This window comes from Micromonospora sp. NPDC047756 (genome assembly GCF_055587245.1).
Genome location: NZ_JBVJGQ010000001.1, coordinates 932,678 through 949,438 on the forward strand (window position 1 = coordinate 932,678; position 16,761 = coordinate 949,438).

Genomic DNA, 16,761 nt, shown 5'->3' on the forward strand with positions numbered 1-16,761 from the left:
GGCAGTCGTGCTGGCCGCCGCACAGCGACTGCGGCGCAGCACTGACTTCGCCGCAGCGGTTCGCGGTGGCCGACGAGCCGGACGTGGCACCGTCGTGGTCCACCTGAGCGTGCCGGTGACCGTCGACCCCAGCACACCGACCGTGCCGGAGCCGGCACGGGACAACAGTGCGGAGCAGTCGTCCGCGCCGTCCCGTGCCGGCTTCGTCGTGTCCAAGGCGGTCGGCAACGCGGTGACCCGTAACCGGGTCCGGCGCCGACTGCGGGCCCTGGTCCGGGAACGGCTGACCGACCTGCCCGGCGGCAGCACCCTTGTCGTCCGGGCGCTCCCCGCCGCCGCGCAGGCGTCGTACCCTCGGCTCGCCACCGACCTGGACGCCGCCATCGCGGTCGCCCGGTCGCCGCGCGAACGGCGGGCCCGATGAGCGGCACCGGGCAGAGCAGCCCACGGCCGTCGACAACCGGTGCCAAGGTGCTGATCGCGCCCATCATCGCGTACCGTCGGTGGATAAGTCCGGCACTGCCGGCTCGCTGTCGGTTCTACCCGTCGTGCAGTGCGTACGCCCAGGAGGCGGTCGTTCGGCACGGCGCGCCCCGGGGAGCCGTGCTGGCGGTCCGGCGGCTGTTGCGCTGCCACCCCTTTCACCCTGGTGGATACGACCCGGTTCCGGAGCCGGGCGGCCGCCGCCGTGCTGATGTGACTGGAGCCCCGAATTGAGTCTCGACTGGATCTACTACGCGATTTCGTGGATCCTGCTGACCTGGCACTCTGCCTGGGACGCCATCGGGGTGCCCGTCGGCGCGGTGATCGGCACCAACTTCGCCTGGATCCTGGCCATCATCTTCCTGGTGGTCACCGTCCGGGTGATCCTGTTCCCGGTCTTCGTCAAGCAGATCAAGTCGCAGCGCGCGATGCAGGCGCTCCAGCCCAAGGTCAAGGAGCTTCAGGAGAAGCACAAGGGTGACCGGGAGACGCTCCAGAAAGAAATGATGGAGCTCTACAAGAAGGAGAAGGCCAACCCGCTGATGGGTTGCCTTCCGATGTTCCTTCAGATCCCGGTCTTCCTGGGCCTCTTCCACGTGCTGCGCCGGCTCGACCCGGACAAGCAGAACAAGACCCTCTACGGCTGGACCGCCGACCAGTTCCAGAGCGCCTCGCAGGCGAAGCTCTTCACCGCCCCGATCGCCGGCAAGTTCGGCTCGACGGCCGACGAGCTGGCCAGCCTCGGCGCCAACGGCAGCACCGTGAAGATCATTGCTGGTGTCCTGGTCCTGGTCATGATCGCCACGACCTACCTGACCAGCCGTCAGATGATCCTCAAGACCGGCTGGGCCGAGGACCCGCAGCAGCGGATGATCCAGCGGCTGATGCTCTACGGCATCCCCGCGTCGCTGCTGATCTCCGGCGCGATCTTCCCGATCGGCGTCATCATCTACTGGGTCACCAACAACCTCTTCACCCTGGGCCAGCAGCAGTGGGTGCTGCGCAAGTTCCCGCCGCCGGTGACCGCCAAGAAGGCCGTCGCGCCCGCCGCCAGCCGTAACCCGGTGCAGCCCGCCAAGTCCGGTGGCCTGTTCGGGCGCGGAAAGGCCGCCCCGCCGGCCCCGGTCAAGGCGACCGCGCCCAAGGTTGCCGGGCCGAAGCCGGGCGCCAAGCCGGTGAACAACCCGAAGAAGAGCCGCCCCGCCAAGCGGCAGGGCTGAGTTGCGAGGGCCGTCGCCGGTGATCCGGCGGCGGCCCGTTCCGCACCGCGCAGCCGCCGTACGGCCGGCGCCGGACGGAACCGACCGCGCACCGCGCGGCCACGGGCGACACTGCCCGTACAGACGTGCCCGTGGACACCGGCAACCTCCAGCCGGCCCCGGGAAACCAGTCGGACCCGACGGTCCGGCCGAGCGAGTACGGAGATGAGACCGTGACCGAGACCAGCATCCCCCGCGCCGAGCAGTCAGTGGACGAGGAGGAGACCGCCACGATCGCGGTGGACGGTGACGACACCGAAGCCGACGACACCGAGGCGGACGACGACACCACTACCGCCGCCGGCACCCGGGCGAAGAAGGCTGTGGGCGAGGGCGACCTGTTCCGGCAGAGCGAGATAGCCGCCGACTATGTCGAGGGTCTGCTCGACATCCTCGACTACGACGGCGACATCGACGAGCTGGTCGCCGCCGGCCGTCCGATGGTCGAGGTGGTCGGCGAGCGGCTGCAGAATCTGGTCGGTCAGCGCGGCGCCACCCTGGAGGCGCTCCAGGAACTGACGCGCCTTGCCGTCTTCCGGCAGACCGGTACGCCGAGCCGTCTGCTGCTCGACGTCGGTGGCTACCGGGCGAACCGCCGTAAGGAACTCGCCGCGGTCGCCAAGAACGCCGTCGAGAAGGTCAAGGAGTACGGCGAGCCGGTCCGCCTGGAGGCGATGTCCGCGTTCGAGCGCAAGTGCGTGCACGACGTCGTCAACGCCATGTCCGGCGTGGCGAGCGAGTCCGAGGGTGTGGAGCCGAACCGGCGCATCGTCGTACGGCCGGCGGACTGACCGGGTGACCCACGACGACAACACGGCCGATGCCGTGTCCGGCCCGGGCGGCACGCCGCCCGGGCCGTCCGCTGTCCACCCCGCCACGGCCGACGCCGGTGCCGACTCGGCAGGGCGTGCCAACGTTCCGTCACCGGCCGACGCGGCGTTGCCGCCCGAGCTGGCCCCGGCAGCGCTGACGCTCTTCGGTGACCGTCTCGACCTGGCTGCCGCGTACGCCGAACTGCTGGCCACCGACGGGGTGGTCCGCGGTCTGATCGGTCCCCGGGAGGCACCCCGGATCTGGGATCGGCACCTGCTCAACTGCGCGGCGGTCGCGGAGCGGATCCCGGCCGACGCGACGGTGCTCGACGTGGGGTCCGGCGCCGGTCTGCCGGGTCTCGTGCTGGCCATCGCCCGCCCCGACCTCACTGTCACCCTGATCGAGCCGCTGGCCCGGCGGACGTCGTTCCTGATCGAGGTCGTCGAGCGACTCGGTCTGGCCAGGTCGGTGCGGGTGTTCCGCGGTCGGGCCGACGAGGCGGCCAGCGGGTCGAGTGGCCGGGAGCCGATCAGCGGAGACGTGGTGACCGCGCGCGCGGTCGCACCCCTGGACCGACTCGCGGGCTGGAGCCTTCCCCTGGCGGTTCGCGGTGGTCGGCTGTTGGCGCTCAAGGGCTCGTCCGCCGCCGCCGAGATCGAGGAGCACGCCGAGGTGGTGGCGCGACTGGGTGGTGGGGAGCCGGCCGTGCAGCTCTGCGGCGTCGGGGTGATCGATCCACCAACGACGGTCGTGGAGATCGTGCGCGAGCGGATGGTCGGCCCGGCCCGCCCGGCGGCCAAGAAGCGCGCTCGGGGTGGACGCTCCCGCCGAGGTTGACACATCGCGCCATCGGGCTTCCGGCCGGCGGGTTGCCTCGTTGTACCGGTACGGATGGACGAGGGGATGAGAACCCGACGTGGACCGGCCGCGCCCGTCCGCCGTAGGCTGACCGCGCGTCGATAGTGTGGAGCGGGTGACGGACGTCGCGGGTCTCCGACCGCTCCCGCGGGCCGTACGCCCCGGGTCGCGGGCGAGGATGCGGCCAAGTTGACCGGGGCGCGGACCGACCATCCGAAGCGGGCAGGGATGACAGGTGCATGACGACGGCAGGTACGACGATCCACGCGTGACCGGGTCGACCAGCGATCCCGTTTCACGTGAAACCGACTACCCGAGCTGGTCGCCCGGCGCGACCGGGCCATCTACCCGACCTATCGACGGCGATCCGCCGGCCGTGCTCGACCCGTCGCCGGGTGTCGGACGGCCGGAGGGTGCGGCCATTCCGGAGCCGGCGAGTGGTCGCCGGACGCCGGAGGCGTCGAGTCGACCGGTCAACGCCGCCGAGGTGCGGGCGACCTCGGGCCGCCGCAACACCGCCGCAGCGGTTCGCTTCGAGCCGGCCGTCCCACACCAACCCACCGCGGCGGCCGTTCGGGACGCCGGGCCGGTGGTCGCCGACGCACCGGTCGCTTCGACCGAGTCGTTGGCCGCCGTGGCGGCCGACCCCACGTACGTTTCACGTGAAACCCCGACGCGCGAAGAGGATGATCCACCGTTGGCTATGGAGGCGATGCGCGCCGTGCAGATCCTGAATCCCAGTGGCGAGGTGACAATGCCTCGGCCGGACCGGACCCGGGTCATGTGCGTCGCCAACCAGAAGGGTGGCGTGGGTAAGACCACCACCACCGTCAACCTTGCGGTGGCGCTCGCCCTGCACGGCAACCGGGTGCTCGTGGTCGACCTCGACCCGCAGGGCAACGCCTCGACCGGGCTCAACGTCCCACACCACACCGGAATCCCCGACGTGTACGACTGCCTGATCAACAGCGTGCCGCTGGCCGAGGTGGCACAGGCCGTCGAGGGCATCCCCAACCTCTGGTGCGTACCCGCGACCATCGACCTGGCGGGCGCGGAGATCGAGCTGGTGTCCGTGGTGGCCCGGGAGTCACGCCTGGACCGGGCGATTGCCGCCTACCCGGGCCAGTTCGACTACGTCTTCATCGACTGCCCGCCCTCGCTCGGCCTGCTCACGGTCAACGCGCTGGTCGCCGCGCAGGAGGTGCTGATCCCGATCCAGTGCGAGTACTACGCGCTCGAAGGGCTCAACCAGCTGATCAACAACATCAATCTGGTACGCCAGCACCTCAATCCGAAGCTTGATGTCTCCACCATCCTGCTGACCATGTACGACCGACGTACCCGGTTGGCCGACGCCGTCGAGCAGGACGTCCGGAACCACTTCGGCGACAAGGTCCTCCAGGCGGTCATCCCCCGCAACGTCCGGGTCTCCGAGGCACCGAGCTACGGCCAGTCGGTAATGACCTACGATCCCGGTTCGCGGGGTGCCACGAGTTACTTCGAGGCCGCCCAGGAGATCGCCGAGCGGGGCGTCAAGGAGCCGGTGGGCCGGAATGCGTAGTGCGGACGAGTCGCTGGGAGGCGTGGCATGAAGAACCGTCCTCGGGGCGGTCTGGGTAGGGGCCTGGGGGCGCTGATCCCGACCGGGCCCGCGCCGGATGCCGCTGGCACCGCGACGGCCGAGCCGGAGAACGAGCACCTGGACGACGGCGGCACCGAAGCCGTCGCGGCTGTGCCCGCCGGCGCGCCGGTCCGCGAGCCGGAGCCCGTGCTGAGCCCGGTGCCTGGTGCTCGATTCGCCGAGATCCCGGTCGACGCGATCATGCCCAACCCGAAGCAGCCCCGCCAGGTCTTCGATGAGGAGGCGTTGGAGGAGCTGAAGACCTCGATCCAGGAGGTCGGCTTCCTCCAGCCCATCGTCGTACGCCAGCTCGACGACGAGAAGTACGAACTGGTGATGGGCGAGCGGCGCTGGCGGGCCGCCCAGGCGGTGGGGCGGGAGAGCATCCCGGCGATCGTCCGGGACACCCGTGACGACGCGATGCTCCGCGACGCTCTGCTGGAGAACATCCACCGGGCCAACCTGAACCCGCTGGAGGAGGCCGCCGCCTACCAGCAACTGCTGGAGGAGTTCGGGGCCACCCACGAGGAGCTGGCCCGCCGGATCGGCCGAAGTCGCCCGCAGATCTCCAACACGATCCGACTGCTGAACCTGCCCGCACAGGTGCAGCGTCGGGTTGCCGCCGGCATCCTGTCCGCGGGGCACGCCCGCGCGCTGCTGAGCCTCGACGAGGCGGAGGCACAGGAACAGCTGGCGCTGCGGATCGTGGCCGAAGGGCTGTCGGTACGGGCGACCGAGGAGATCGTGGCCTTGGCGCTCAACGACGGGCCGGCGAAGGGGCAGGCAGCGAAGCGGCGACCCAAGGCGCACGCGCCGGCCCTCACCGATCTCGCCGACCGGCTGTCCGACCGGTTCGACACCCGCGTGAAGGTGGACATCGGCCGGAGCAAGGGCAAGATCACGATCGAGTTCGCGACGGTGGACGACCTTGAGCGGATCGTCGGGATCATCGGAGTGCAACAGGAGGAGAGCGCGGAGGACTGACCCGCACGCTCGCCTACGGCCGCGCTACCCCACCGGGGGCGCGGCCGTTCTGCATCCCGGTGTGGTCGCGTTTCACGTGAAACAGGCGACGGACCTGATCCCGAGTTCGGCATGACCGTGGATCGTCATGCTCCGCAGTCCGGCCCATTCGTGCGGAGGTCCCGCTCCTTCGGCAGGAGAAGTCGGCGAGGCTGGAGGGCCGGAGAGTCCGGTTGGTCGCGCTGTCCGGCGGGTTCGACAGCCCGACCGACGAGCGGCGGGGGCGTCGGCAGGCGTGCGCGCGACGGTGGGCGATGGGCCCGGCGTCGTGAAGGGCTGGTGCGGCGGGGCGGACGCAACAGGCGGCCGGCGGGTGGCGCTCGACTGGCGGGGTGCCCGACTGGCGGTGCGCGCGCGACTGGCGGCGGGCACTGGGTGGCGCGGGCGCCGAAGGAACCTCTGCACGCGTCGCAGAAGCCTCCGGGATGGTCCACTCGACCTGCAACCGCCCTAGCGTCGTTCAAAGCGTCAGCGAGCCGCTGAGTGGCGCGAAACGACGCCCCCATGGTTCTCCGGTGGGGGCCCGAACCCCGATCGCGATTAGTTCTGCCGGAGCGGTGTCACAGCGACCTTGGCTGGGCCGCTCAGCCGCCGGACTGGTTCCCCGACCGCGACACCGCGATACAGCGATACAGCGACACAACGAGACCGCGCGACCGCGCGACCGCGCGGCGAGACGCCGCGGCCCGACACCGCGACTGCAACTGCGACCGCGACTGCGACCGCGACCGCGACTGTGCGACCGCGCGACCGCGACCGCGTGACCGCGACTGTGCGACCGCGTGACCGCGACCGCGCGACCGTGTGAACTAGGTGCACGAGCGATGGGACGGGGCGCGCGCCCGCCGACTGCGGGTACGCGTCGAGTCGGCGGTGACGGCCGTATGGCCGGAATCGCGAGCCCGCCCCGGATCGTCTCGGCCGCCGGCACGCGGTTTCACGTGAAACCGAGACAGTGGATCGCGGGCACCGATCGATCCCGGGGTCGGGAGTGACTCGTCAAGCGGCGTGACCCCACACCTCAGAACACTCGACGTTGGTGCAGGGGTGCGATCTCTGCGTCCTTGGGCGTCCAGAACACCCGGGCCTCGAGGCCGCCAGGCAGGGTCTGTGCTGATGCACGTCCGCGAACGGCCAAGCCGTCACCGCCGATCCGTGTTGTATGAGCCAGCGGACGGCCGTCGACACCTCGATACCGCTCGGACGATGCACGCGGAGCCGGTCGGAGCGCACCCGTTCGAATCCGTCGCCGGTGGCGGTCGAACCCGCGGATCTGAGGGCTCGCGGACAACGACCGACTGGCCGAAAAGTTATCCACACCGGTTGTCCACAGGCACCCCCCGTTTCACGTGAAACAGCGCGTGGGAGCGGGTGCGAGCCTGTGGATGACGGCGTGTGTTCAGGATCTCGGCAGCCTGTGGATATCGCCTCTCGGTGCCCTCACGACCACGAGCAGCCGGCCGGCGGCGGGTACCGATCCGGTGGCTCGGGACCGCTCGATCAGGTAGGGACAGCGGTGCCAGACTCGGTTAGGGTCAGCGTCGTGCACGACAACCCTCCCTCAGTCCCGGACTTCACCCAGTGGCCGTCATTCCCCTTCGAGGGTGACCTCCACGTGAAGCAACTCGATGATCCGGTCCCGGTCGAACCGCCCCGGAAGGGCGAGGGTCTCCGGGAATGCACCGCCTGCAACGCACCCGACGACGCCTACATCTGGGTGGGCGAGCGGTGGCGGGTCCGCGCGATGGACCGGCCCACCGGCCTGCCAATGGTGCTCATCCTGGAGTCGCGCACCCACCTCGATCTCGGCGACCTGCCGAACCTGCTGGCTGCCGAGCTGGGGGTGATGACGGTACGTCTGGAGCGGGCCATCCGGTCGCTCGACGGCGTGGCACGGGTGCACGTCAATCGCTGGGGCGACGGCTCGGCTCATCTGCACATGTGGTTCCTCGCCCGTCCGTACGGCCGCCTTCAGTTGCGGGGCACGTTCCTGTCACTGTGGGACTCGATCCTGCCGCCGATCTCCGAGGCGCAGTGGCGGGAAAACCTGGCGCTCGTCGCGGCCTGGCTCGCCGAGTTCGGTGGCCGCCCGCTCGCCGAGCCGCCCCGCATCCAGTGGCAGGCGCCGTCCAGTCTGCTGGCCCAGTCCGCTGCCGCGGACGCCGCTGCCGCGGCGGAGGCTGCCTCAGCGGCGGCAGCCGTGGAGGCCGTCTCGGTCATCGAAGCGGCAGAGGAGATCCCGGAACCGGCACTCGACTCCACCCCTGATCCGACCGACGCCGACAATGGCCCCGCAGCCGAACCGGTAGCGCACCCGGACGCCGGTTCCGACTCGACGACCACCGTCGCCGACCGCGCGGCTGAGGACGCCGAGTCCGGCACGAACAGCGAACCCGCTCGGACGGCATCCGCCCCCGATGTGCCCGGCGTCCCGACCGCCGACACCCGGGAATCCGCCACCGCGACCTCCGGCAGCGCGGCATCCACCACCGCGACATCCGGCAGCGCCGCCACGACAGTCACCGACCGGCACGCCGGCCTGGCGGAGATGCCCACCCAGAGGCCTCACGACGTCGGCTCGGCGGTAATGGCCACCAGCACGCCCCACGCTGGCTCGGCGAGCGGAAGCGCCGACGGGGCTGGTGCCGTCGAACCGGCAGCGTCCGACCCGGCCAACGGGGAAGCCGTCATCAGGAACGCTCCCGAGAAGAATGCCGGCACCCCGGGTGGAGCGGCGCGCACCGACGGCAACGACGCTCCCGACGTACGCGCGACGCACTGATCTGGATCCGACCATGAGGTTGATCCCGGCGGACCAACCTCATGGTCGTTCCGAACGGGTTGGCGGATGCCTCAGTGTCGGGTGAGGCGGGCGGCTGCTCGGGCGACCAGGGTGCCGAGGAGTCGGCCGAAGTCCAGCCCGGCCGCCTGCACGGCAAGCGGAAGCAGTGACGTCTCCGTCATCCCCGGTGAGACGTTGACCTCCAGCACGTGTGGCTGGCCGTCCGCGTCGACGATCACGTCGACGCGGGAGAGGTCCCGTAGACCGAGCGCAGTGTGCGCGGCGAGCGCCACGTCAGCGACAGTGGCAGCGACCTCCGGGTCCAGCCGCGCGGGGGCGTGCCAGGTGGTCCGCCCTGCGGTGTAGCGGGCGGCGTAGTCGTACACGCCGTTACGCGGCACGATCTCCACCGGCGGCAGCGCCCGCGGGCCGTCGCCCAGGTCGACGACGGAGACCGCCACATCCATCCCCGGCACGTACCGCTCCACGAGCGCGGTGGAGTAGTAGGCGAAGCAGCCGACCATCGCGGCGGGCAGTGCGGCGGCGTCCCGGACCACTGCCCCGCCCAGCCCGGACCCGCCCTGCGCCGGCTTCACCATCAGGGGTACGCCCAGACGGTCGACGATCCGGTCCAGGACGGCGACCGCGCCGAGTTCGGAGAAGCGGTCGTGCGGGAGTGCCACCCAGTCGGGGGTGGGGATGCCGGCCTCGCGGAGCACCGCCTTGGCCGAGGGCTTGTCCCAGGCGACCCGGGAGGCCCGAGCGTCGCAGCCGACGTACGGGATGTCGCACAGATCCAGCACCCCGCGCAGTGAGCCGTCCTCGCCGGTCGCGCCGTGCAGTGCGATCACCACCGCGTCCGGCGGGTCGGCCGCGAGCGCCGGCAGCAGCGACACGTCCGCGTCCCGCAGCTCGGCCTCCACCCCGACGGCGCGCAGCGCGTCGAGCACCCGACGGCCGGAGCGCAGCGACACGTCGCGTTCGTAGGAGAGCCCACCGGCCAGCACCACGACGCGTAGGTCGGCCGCGATGGCGGATTCGGTCACGAGGAGGTGCTCGGCGGTCGTAGCCATGCCGGCATCATGCCAAGTCGGGCCCGGGCACGTCGGAGCCGGCCCGGCCGCGTCGGCCGGCGGCGCCACCCACCGCACCGAAGACCCGGCGCATCGCGATCTCCTGCTCCATCACCCCGGACAGTCGACGGACGCCCTCGCGGATCCGCTCCGGCGGCGGGAAGCTGAAGTTGAGCCGCATGGCGTCGGTGCCGGTGCCGTCGGCGTAGAAGCCGGTGCCGGGCACGTAGGCGACCCGTGCGGCGACCGCTCGCGGCATCATGGCCTTGGAGTCGAGCCCGTCGGGCAGGCTGGCCCACACGAAGAGACCACCGGCCGGGGTGGTCCAGCTGGTGCCCTCGGGCATCAGGTCGGCCATCGCGTCGAGCAGTGCGTCGCGGCGTTCCCGGTAGACCTCGCGGTAGACCTTGAGCTGCTGCCGCCAGGGCATCGTGCTCAGGTAGGTGGCCACCGCGGCCTGGGCGAAACCGCTGGGGCAGAGGATCTGCGCCTCGCTGGCGATGACCAGTTTGTCGCGCACCGCGTGCGGCGCCAGGATCCAGCCGACCCGCAGCCCGGGGGCGAAGGTCTTGGAGAAGGTGCTGAGGTAGAAGACGCCGTCGCGGCGGCGGGCCCGCAGGGGGGCCGGGGCCTCGCCCTCGAACCCCAGTTGGCCGTACGGGTCGTCCTCGACGACGAGCAGGCCGGCGCGCTCGCAGATGTCGAGCACCCGTTCCCGGCGCTCCTCGCTGAGCGTCACGCCGGTCGGGTTCTGGTAGGTGGGGATCGTGTAGAGGAACTTGACCCGCTGGCCCGCGCGGGCCAGGTCGGCGATGGCCGTCTCCAGCGCCTCCGGGATCAGCCCGTCCGCATCCATCGGCACGTGGACGACCTGCGCCTGGGCGGCCTGAAACACGCCCAGCGCGCCGACGTACGTCGGCCCCTCGGCCAGCACCACGTCACCCGGGTCGAGGAAGAGCCGGGCCACCAGGTCCAGTGCCTGCTGCCCGCCCACGGTGACGACGACGTCCTCCGGGGAGGCCCCGCAGGCGGCGTCGATCCCGGAGAGCGACATCACCTCGCAGATCCGCTCGCGCAGCTCGAGGGTGCCCTGACCGATGCCGTACTGGAGGGTGGCCACGCCGTGCTCGGAACCGAGCCGGCCGAGCATCTCGCCGACCGCGTCCAACGGAAGTGCGGCGATGTACGGTGCGCCACCGGCCAGCGAGACGACCTCAGGACGACTGGCCACCGCGAACAATGCTCGGATCTCGGAGGCGGTCATCCCGCGTACCCGCCGGGCGTACCGGTCGGTGTAGTCGTCGAGTGTCGTGCCGGTCATGACCTCACCTCGATCGCTGCTCGAGTGGCTCCCGCCCGGGTACCCCGCACACCGCTGACCATGGCGGCGGACACACCGATTGTCGATCCTAGTCCGCCTGGGTCGTGCTGCCGCCGTACCGCCGCAGATCGACCACATCGCGGACCGTCCTCGGCGTCCCCCGTCGCGGTGGGCATTCGCGCGTCCCCTCCCGTATCGTCGATCGGCGGCGTACTATCGCTCGTCGGGGGCAAAGCGGCGCTGTCGTTCCGTGCCGGTCTCACCACCGAGCCTATTGTGGGGATGCGCCATATGTCGCGACGTCTGGTCAGCCTGACCCTCGACACCTTGGAAGACCTCCCGCGCCCGTGCCGGCAGTGCGTCTACTGGGAGCTCGATCCGGTCTCCGCCGAGCGCGCCTGCGCCGCTGGCGATCCGGGCCTGGAGAAGGAGGCGTGGGTCTCCCAGACGCTGCTGGAGTGGGGCTCCTGCGGCAAGCTCGCGTACGTCGACGGCATGCCGGCCGGCTTCGTGATGTACGCCCCGCCCGCCTACGTGCCCCGTTCGATGGCGTTCCCGACCTCACCGGTCTCCGCGGACGCGGCACTGTTGATGACCGCCAACGTGGTCGCCGCGTTCTCCGGCGGCGGGTTGGGCCGGATGCTGGTGCAGGGTGTCGCCCGGGATCTCACCAAGCGTGGGATCAAGGCGATCGAGGCGTTCGGCGACGCCAAGTTCGGCGACGCGGACGACCCGGCCGGCGGTTGCGTGGCCCCCGTCGACTTCTTCCTCTCCGTGGGCTTCAAGACCGTACGTCCGCATCCGCGCTTCCCCCGGTTGCGTCTCGAGCTGCGTACGGCGCTGAGCTGGAAGTCCGACGTCGAGTACGCGCTGGAGAAGCTGCTCGGGTCGATGAGCCCGGAAACCCTGCTCCGGCCGGTCCGTCCGGCCCCGGCCACCCGCTCCACCAACGGCTGACGCCCGGCTGATCAGTCCAGCACGGTGCCGGCGGTCACCACGGCGCGCAGTTCGCTGACGTCGAGCGATCCGGTCGGGACGTCTCGTTCGATCGGGTAGTACATCCGCTGCACAGCGGCCACGATCGCCTCCACCACCCGGTCCCGGAACCGGGGGTCGACGAGCTGGGCGCGGTCCGTCGGAGAGGTGAGATAGCCGACCTCGACCCGGACGGCGGGCATCCGCGTCAGTCGCAGCAACTCCCACGTCTTGGCGTGGGTGCGGCAGTCCCGCAGCCCGGTGCGGGCGACGATCTCCCGCTGCACCAGCCCGGCCAGGCGCTCACCGGTCGCCGAGGTCACCCCGTTGTCGGTGCCGTAGTGGTAGGTCGCCACGCCCTCCGCATCCGGGTTGGCGTGCCCGTCCAGGTGCAGCGAGATGAACACGTCGGCACCGAGCGAGTTGGCCAGCAGGGCCCGGTCGGTGTCCGGCAGGCAACTGTCGGGCGACGGCCCCCGGGTGAGCTGCACCCGCACCCCGGAGGCGGCGAGGCGGCCCTCCAGCCGGCTGGCCAGGTCGTGCACCAGGTCCGCCTCGGTCCAGCGCAGCGGGCCGTCGGGCACGACCATCCCGGGGTCGGTGCCACCGTGCCCCGGGTCGATGACGACGGTCTTGCCGACCAGCGCGGGCCCGGACTGGCGGATCGCGTCGGATTCGCGGAGCCACTGCGGGCGGCCACCGACCACCTTGCGGCCGATCCGGCGAAGCGCGTTCATCGTGTGCGGGCCGCAGGAGCCGTCGGGGGTGAGCCCGACCTCACGCTGGAACTGGGCCAGCGCCCGCGACGTCCGGACACCGTAGATGGCGTCCGCGCGGCCCGTGTCGTACCCCATCTCCAGCAGTCGCTCCTGCAGCGACCGGACGTCCTCGCCGGTGAGCGGTTCGGGCACCGCGTGGTAGAGGGTGCGGGCGCCGAGCCGCCAACGGGCGGCGTCCAGGGCGCGCCAGGTCTCCGCGCCGACCCGGCCGTCCACGCTGAGCCCCCGCGACTGCTGAAAAGCGCGGACCGCCCGCTCGGTGTCGAGGTCGAACTCGTCGGTGCGCGGGCCGGCGGCGGCCAGCAGGTCGAGGCCGGTCAGGATGGTACGGATCTCCGTGACCGCGGGTCCCCGGTCACCGGGTCGGATCGGACGCACGCACGACCCCCTCTGCACGACACTCGCTGGCCGGGCGGCCCAGGCTTGAGGCTATGCGCTCTCCGGCGGCGAGGTGGCTGGGGCCGGGAAAAACGTCGACGGTACGGCCGGGAAGACACCGAACCCCGCACCCGACGAGCGGGTACGGGGTTCGGCGTGATGTTCTTGCTGCTCAGAGGGCCGATTCGATGAGTCGGACCAGCTCGCCCTTCGGCTTGGCGCCGGCGATCGACTGCACCGGCTGACCGTTCTTGAAGACGGTGAGGGTCGGCACCGACATCACCCGGTAGGCCCGGGCGGTCTCCGGGTTCTCGTCGATGTTGAGCTTGACGATGGTGACCTGGTCACCCATCTCCCGGGCGATCTCCTCGAGCAGCGGCGACACCTTGCGGCACGGCCCGCACCACTCCGCCCAGAAGTCCACAAGCACCGGCTTGTCGGCCTGCAGCACGTCAGCGACGAAGCTCTTGTCGGTGACCGCCTTGGTTGTTCCCACTATGCCCCTCCTCCGGGATGTGTTCCTTGTTTCAGCTGAGCGTCGCGATGAACCGCTCGGCGTCCAGCGCTGCGGCACAACCGGTGCCGGCCGCGGTGATCGCCTGACGGTAGGTGTGGTCGACCACGTCGCCGGCGGCGAAGACACCGGGCACGTTGGTGCGGGTGCTCGGGGCGTGGACCTTCACGTAGCCCTCGTCGTCCAGCTCGACCTGGCCCTGGAACAGCTCGCTGCGAGGGTCGTGACCGATGGCGACGAAGACGCCTGTCACGTCCATCACCTTGGTCTCGCCGGTGTGCACGTTACGGACACGTACGCCGGTGACCTTGCCGTCCTCGCCGAGGATCTCCTCGACGGTGCTGTTCCACTCGACCTTGATCTTCTCGTTGCTCAGCGCCCGGTCGGCCATGATCTTGCTGGCCCGGAACGAGTCGCGGCGGTGGATGATGGTCACCGACTCCGCGAAGCGGGTGAGGAAGGTGGCCTCCTCCATCGCCGAGTCGCCGCCGCCGACGACCACGATCTGCTGGTTGCGGAAGAAGAAGCCGTCACAGGTGGCACACGCGGAGACGCCGTGGCCCAGGAATTCCTGCTCACCGGGCACGCCCAGCGGACGCCAGGCCGAACCGGTGGAGAGAATGATGGACCGCGCCCGGTAGGCGGTCTCGCCAACCCAGACGGTGCTCACCGCGCCGGAGCCGGCGTCGCCGGTGTCGACCAGCTCGACCCGGGTCACGTCGTCGGTGAGGAACTCGGCGCCGAACCGCTCGGCCTGCTTACGCATGTTGTCCATCAGCTCGGGGCCGAGGATGCCGTCGGCGAAGCCGGGGAAGTTCTCCACCTCGGTCGTGGTCATCAGCGCGCCACCGGACTGCACGCCCTCAATGATCAGCGGCTTCAGGTTGGCACGTGCGGCGTAGACCGCCGCTGTGTAGCCGGCCGGCCCGGAGCCGATGATGATCAGGTTGCGGACCTCGTCCACTGCCGTCTCCCGAGTTGTGTGTGTTCGGCGTCGGCGCGAGCACCGATGCTGATCCGAGTCGCCGACGCCTGGGTGGGGCCGGCAGCTGACTTCCAGAACGTCATCGTACGAACCGGGGATTCCCGAGCCGGGCATCCGGTGGGTCAGGTCACGTGGGGGGTCATCGTGCCATCGACCGTGGATTCACCCTACCCGCGCCGAATACCGGCTGTCCGCGCCGGACCCGGGCACGCCGCACTCCGGACCGCTCACCCAGGCCCACCGGGCCCCGTTCGCGTCGGTGAAGTGGATGACCAGTGCCTGATCGCCCTGGAACCGCGCGTAGTCGACCACCTCGACCACCAGAGGGGCTGATCCGTGTTCCGCCGCGACGCTGGCCAGGCAACTGGTCAACGCGGCCTCGTCGGTCAGGCGGGCGAGCTGGTCCGACCCGTAGGGAGACGGACGGCGTTCACCCTCGGCATCCACGTGCGGCTGCCCGCCCGGGGTGCCGGTAGCCCGACTGGCAGCCGGGGCATCCGGACCGTGGGCATCCCCGAGGGTCTGCGGGGTGTAGTTCGTACCACTGCGCAGTGCCGGGCCGGTGGTGCGGGCCGTCCCCGCCCCCGCGACGCCCTCCGGCGCGCTGGCCGGCTGGTTCATGGCGGTGCCGGCGGAGTCGTCCGATGCCCGCATCGAGAGCTGGTTGAGGCCCAGCGCGACGGCGACGACGGCGATCGTGGCGGCGGCCACGGGCGCGCCACGGCGGACCCAGCCGCGCCGGCGACGGCCCGGACCGGTGGACGCCCAGCGCCCGGCCGGCGTCGGAGCGGACGGTCGGCGACCCACTCCACCCTGCGCCGGTACGACCAACGGCGTGGTCGCATCGCTGCCCGGTTCGCCGGTCTCCCCGGTCGAGGCGTCGTCAGGCGGCTCTGCGGCGGCCAGCGCGGCCAGAAGGCGGTCGGTGATCGCCGACGGCATGTCCGGGGACGGCTCGGCCCAGCGGCTCAGATCCGTCCGTACCTCGGCCACGGCGGGGGTCAACAGCGCGTACGCCTCGGCCCAGGACGGGTCGGTGGAGACCAGCAGGGCGACCTCGTCCTGCTGCGGGGTGCCGTCCAACGCCCCGCCGAGGTAGTCAGCGAGGAGGTCGGAGTCGACCTCCCGGAACCCCTCGGTCGTCACGTGTCCTCCTGGTTGGCGTCCCGCCGGAACCGACCTGACCCCGATCCGACGCCCTCCACCGGGCCGGGGTTCCCCGGCGTGACGCCGGGCACGCCGGTGATCGGGGCGGCGGGGTCCGGTCGGTGCGAAGGCGTCGCCACGACGGCGGGGCGGAGATGCCCGAGCAGCACGGCCAGCCGGGCCCGCCCGCGGGCACACCGACTCTTCACCGTCCCCTCGGCGACGCCGAGGATGCGTGCCACCTCGGCGACCGGATAACCCTGTACGTCGACGAGCACCAGCGCGGCGCGTTGCTCGAGGGGCAGCGCGGCGAGCGCTTCGCGGACCACGAGCGCGGTGTCATGGTCGGCTGCCGGCGCCGCGGGTTCGAGCCCGCCGGTGCCCGACCCGTCGTCGCCCCGGTTGCCGTCCGGCAGTGGCACCGTGGGGTGCGCCTGCCGGCGTCGGATCCGGTCCAGGCAGGCGTTGACCACGATCCGGTGCAGCCAGGTGGTGACGGCGGAGTCACCACGGAAACGGGCCGCCGCCCGATGCGCCGACAGCAGGGCGTCCTGGAGCGCGTCGGCTGCCTCCTCGCGGTCGCCGAGCGTCCGCAGGGCCACCGCCCACAGCCGGTCCCGGTGCCGGCGGAACAACTCGGCGAAGGCGTCCCGGTCTCCGGCGACGTGCGCGCGCAACAGCTCCAGGTCACTCGCGCCCGCGCGCCCGTCCATCACCACGTCCAGTGCGGGCGACGCCCGGATCGTGGCGC

At 71.3% G+C, this 16,761-nt stretch carries 15 protein-coding genes and 1 pseudogene; 9 read left to right on the plus strand and 7 right to left on the minus strand.

The genetic code is table 11. The features are described from left to right. Positions 1 to 7: 7 nt before the first annotated feature. The 8 genes and pseudogenes from rnpA to ACZ6NZ_RS04425 form a co-directional block, all read left to right on the plus strand. Positions 8 to 424, plus strand: a complete 417-nt coding sequence (rnpA, locus tag ACZ6NZ_RS04390) for a ribonuclease P protein component (protein ID WP_465855609.1) — start codon at positions 8 to 10, stop codon at positions 422 to 424. Further along, positions 421 to 717 (plus strand): membrane protein insertion efficiency factor YidD, encoded by a 297-nt coding sequence (yidD, locus tag ACZ6NZ_RS04395; protein WP_465855611.1) that lies wholly within the window; start codon positions 421 to 423, stop codon positions 715 to 717. The genes rnpA and yidD overlap by 4 nt, the downstream gene beginning before the upstream one ends. Then, positions 714 to 1,703 (plus strand): membrane protein insertase YidC, encoded by a 990-nt coding sequence (gene yidC / locus ACZ6NZ_RS04400; protein ID WP_465855613.1) that lies wholly within the window; start codon positions 714 to 716, stop codon positions 1,701 to 1,703. The genes yidD and yidC overlap by 4 nt, the downstream gene beginning before the upstream one ends. Before the next feature lie 212 nt (positions 1,704 to 1,915). Further along, entirely contained in the window at positions 1,916 to 2,533 is a 618-nt protein-coding gene (locus tag ACZ6NZ_RS04405; protein ID WP_465855615.1) for a Jag family protein, read from the plus strand. Between the two features lie 148 nt (positions 2,534 to 2,681). Continuing rightward, positions 2,682 to 3,392 carry a 16S rRNA (guanine(527)-N(7))-methyltransferase RsmG gene (gene rsmG / locus ACZ6NZ_RS04410; protein WP_465855942.1) on the plus strand — a complete coding sequence of 237 codons (711 nt, stop codon included), beginning with the start codon at positions 2,682 to 2,684 and terminating at the stop codon, positions 3,390 to 3,392. 256 nt (positions 3,393 to 3,648) lie between these two features. Then, positions 3,649 to 4,974 (plus strand): ParA family protein, encoded by a 1,326-nt coding sequence (locus tag ACZ6NZ_RS04415; RefSeq protein WP_465855617.1) that lies wholly within the window; start codon positions 3,649 to 3,651, stop codon positions 4,972 to 4,974. Positions 4,975 to 5,001: 27 nt separating this feature from the next. Next, on the plus strand, positions 5,002 to 6,018 hold the full coding sequence (locus ACZ6NZ_RS04420; protein WP_465855619.1) for a ParB/RepB/Spo0J family partition protein: 1,017 nt from the start codon (positions 5,002 to 5,004) through the stop codon (positions 6,016 to 6,018). A gap of 1,807 nt (positions 6,019 to 7,825) precedes the next feature. Further along, positions 7,826 to 8,192 (plus strand): annotated as a pseudogene (locus ACZ6NZ_RS04425) (hypothetical protein); the annotation flags it as partial. A 718-nt stretch (positions 8,193 to 8,910) separates the two neighbouring features. Here the strand turns inward: ACZ6NZ_RS04425 and ACZ6NZ_RS04430 are convergent. Continuing rightward, on the minus strand, positions 8,911 to 9,912 hold the full coding sequence (locus ACZ6NZ_RS04430) for a D-alanine--D-alanine ligase family protein (protein ID WP_465855621.1): 1,002 nt from the start codon (positions 9,910 to 9,912) through the stop codon (positions 8,911 to 8,913). Positions 9,913 to 9,919: 7 nt separating this feature from the next. Next, on the minus strand, positions 9,920 to 11,233 hold the full coding sequence (locus tag ACZ6NZ_RS04435) for an aminotransferase-like domain-containing protein (RefSeq protein ID WP_366610027.1): 1,314 nt from the start codon (positions 11,231 to 11,233) through the stop codon (positions 9,920 to 9,922). 291 nt (positions 11,234 to 11,524) lie between these two features. On the opposite strand from ACZ6NZ_RS04435, the gene ACZ6NZ_RS04440 reads away from it, so the two are divergent. After that, on the plus strand, positions 11,525 to 12,190 hold the full coding sequence (locus tag ACZ6NZ_RS04440; protein WP_355004547.1) for a GNAT family N-acetyltransferase: 666 nt from the start codon (positions 11,525 to 11,527) through the stop codon (positions 12,188 to 12,190). Positions 12,191 to 12,201: 11 nt separating this feature from the next. Here the strand turns inward: ACZ6NZ_RS04440 and ACZ6NZ_RS04445 are convergent, their stop codons facing one another. From ACZ6NZ_RS04445 to sigM, 5 genes are all read right to left on the minus strand, one after another. Next, positions 12,202 to 13,365 carry an N-acetylmuramoyl-L-alanine amidase gene (locus tag ACZ6NZ_RS04445; protein ID WP_465855624.1) on the minus strand — a complete coding sequence of 388 codons (1,164 nt, stop codon included), beginning with the start codon at positions 13,363 to 13,365 and terminating at the stop codon, positions 12,202 to 12,204. A 172-nt stretch (positions 13,366 to 13,537) separates the two neighbouring features. After that, the gene (gene trxA, locus ACZ6NZ_RS04450) at positions 13,538 to 13,861 is read right to left on the minus strand and encodes a thioredoxin (RefSeq protein ID WP_030331849.1); all 324 of its coding nucleotides are present in this window, start codon (positions 13,859 to 13,861) and stop codon (positions 13,538 to 13,540) included. Between the two features lie 31 nt (positions 13,862 to 13,892). After that, positions 13,893 to 14,843 (minus strand): thioredoxin-disulfide reductase, encoded by a 951-nt coding sequence (gene trxB, locus ACZ6NZ_RS04455; protein WP_091396582.1) that lies wholly within the window; start codon positions 14,841 to 14,843, stop codon positions 13,893 to 13,895. A gap of 183 nt (positions 14,844 to 15,026) precedes the next feature. Beyond that, on the minus strand, positions 15,027 to 16,010 hold the full coding sequence (locus ACZ6NZ_RS04460) for a hypothetical protein (RefSeq protein WP_465855627.1): 984 nt from the start codon (positions 16,008 to 16,010) through the stop codon (positions 15,027 to 15,029). Then, positions 16,007 to 16,723, minus strand: coding sequence for an RNA polymerase sigma factor SigM (sigM, locus tag ACZ6NZ_RS04465; protein ID WP_465855629.1), 717 nt, complete (start codon positions 16,721 to 16,723; stop codon positions 16,007 to 16,009). Before sigM ends, ACZ6NZ_RS04460 begins: the two co-directional genes overlap by 4 nt. Positions 16,724 to 16,761: the final 38 nt, after the last annotated feature.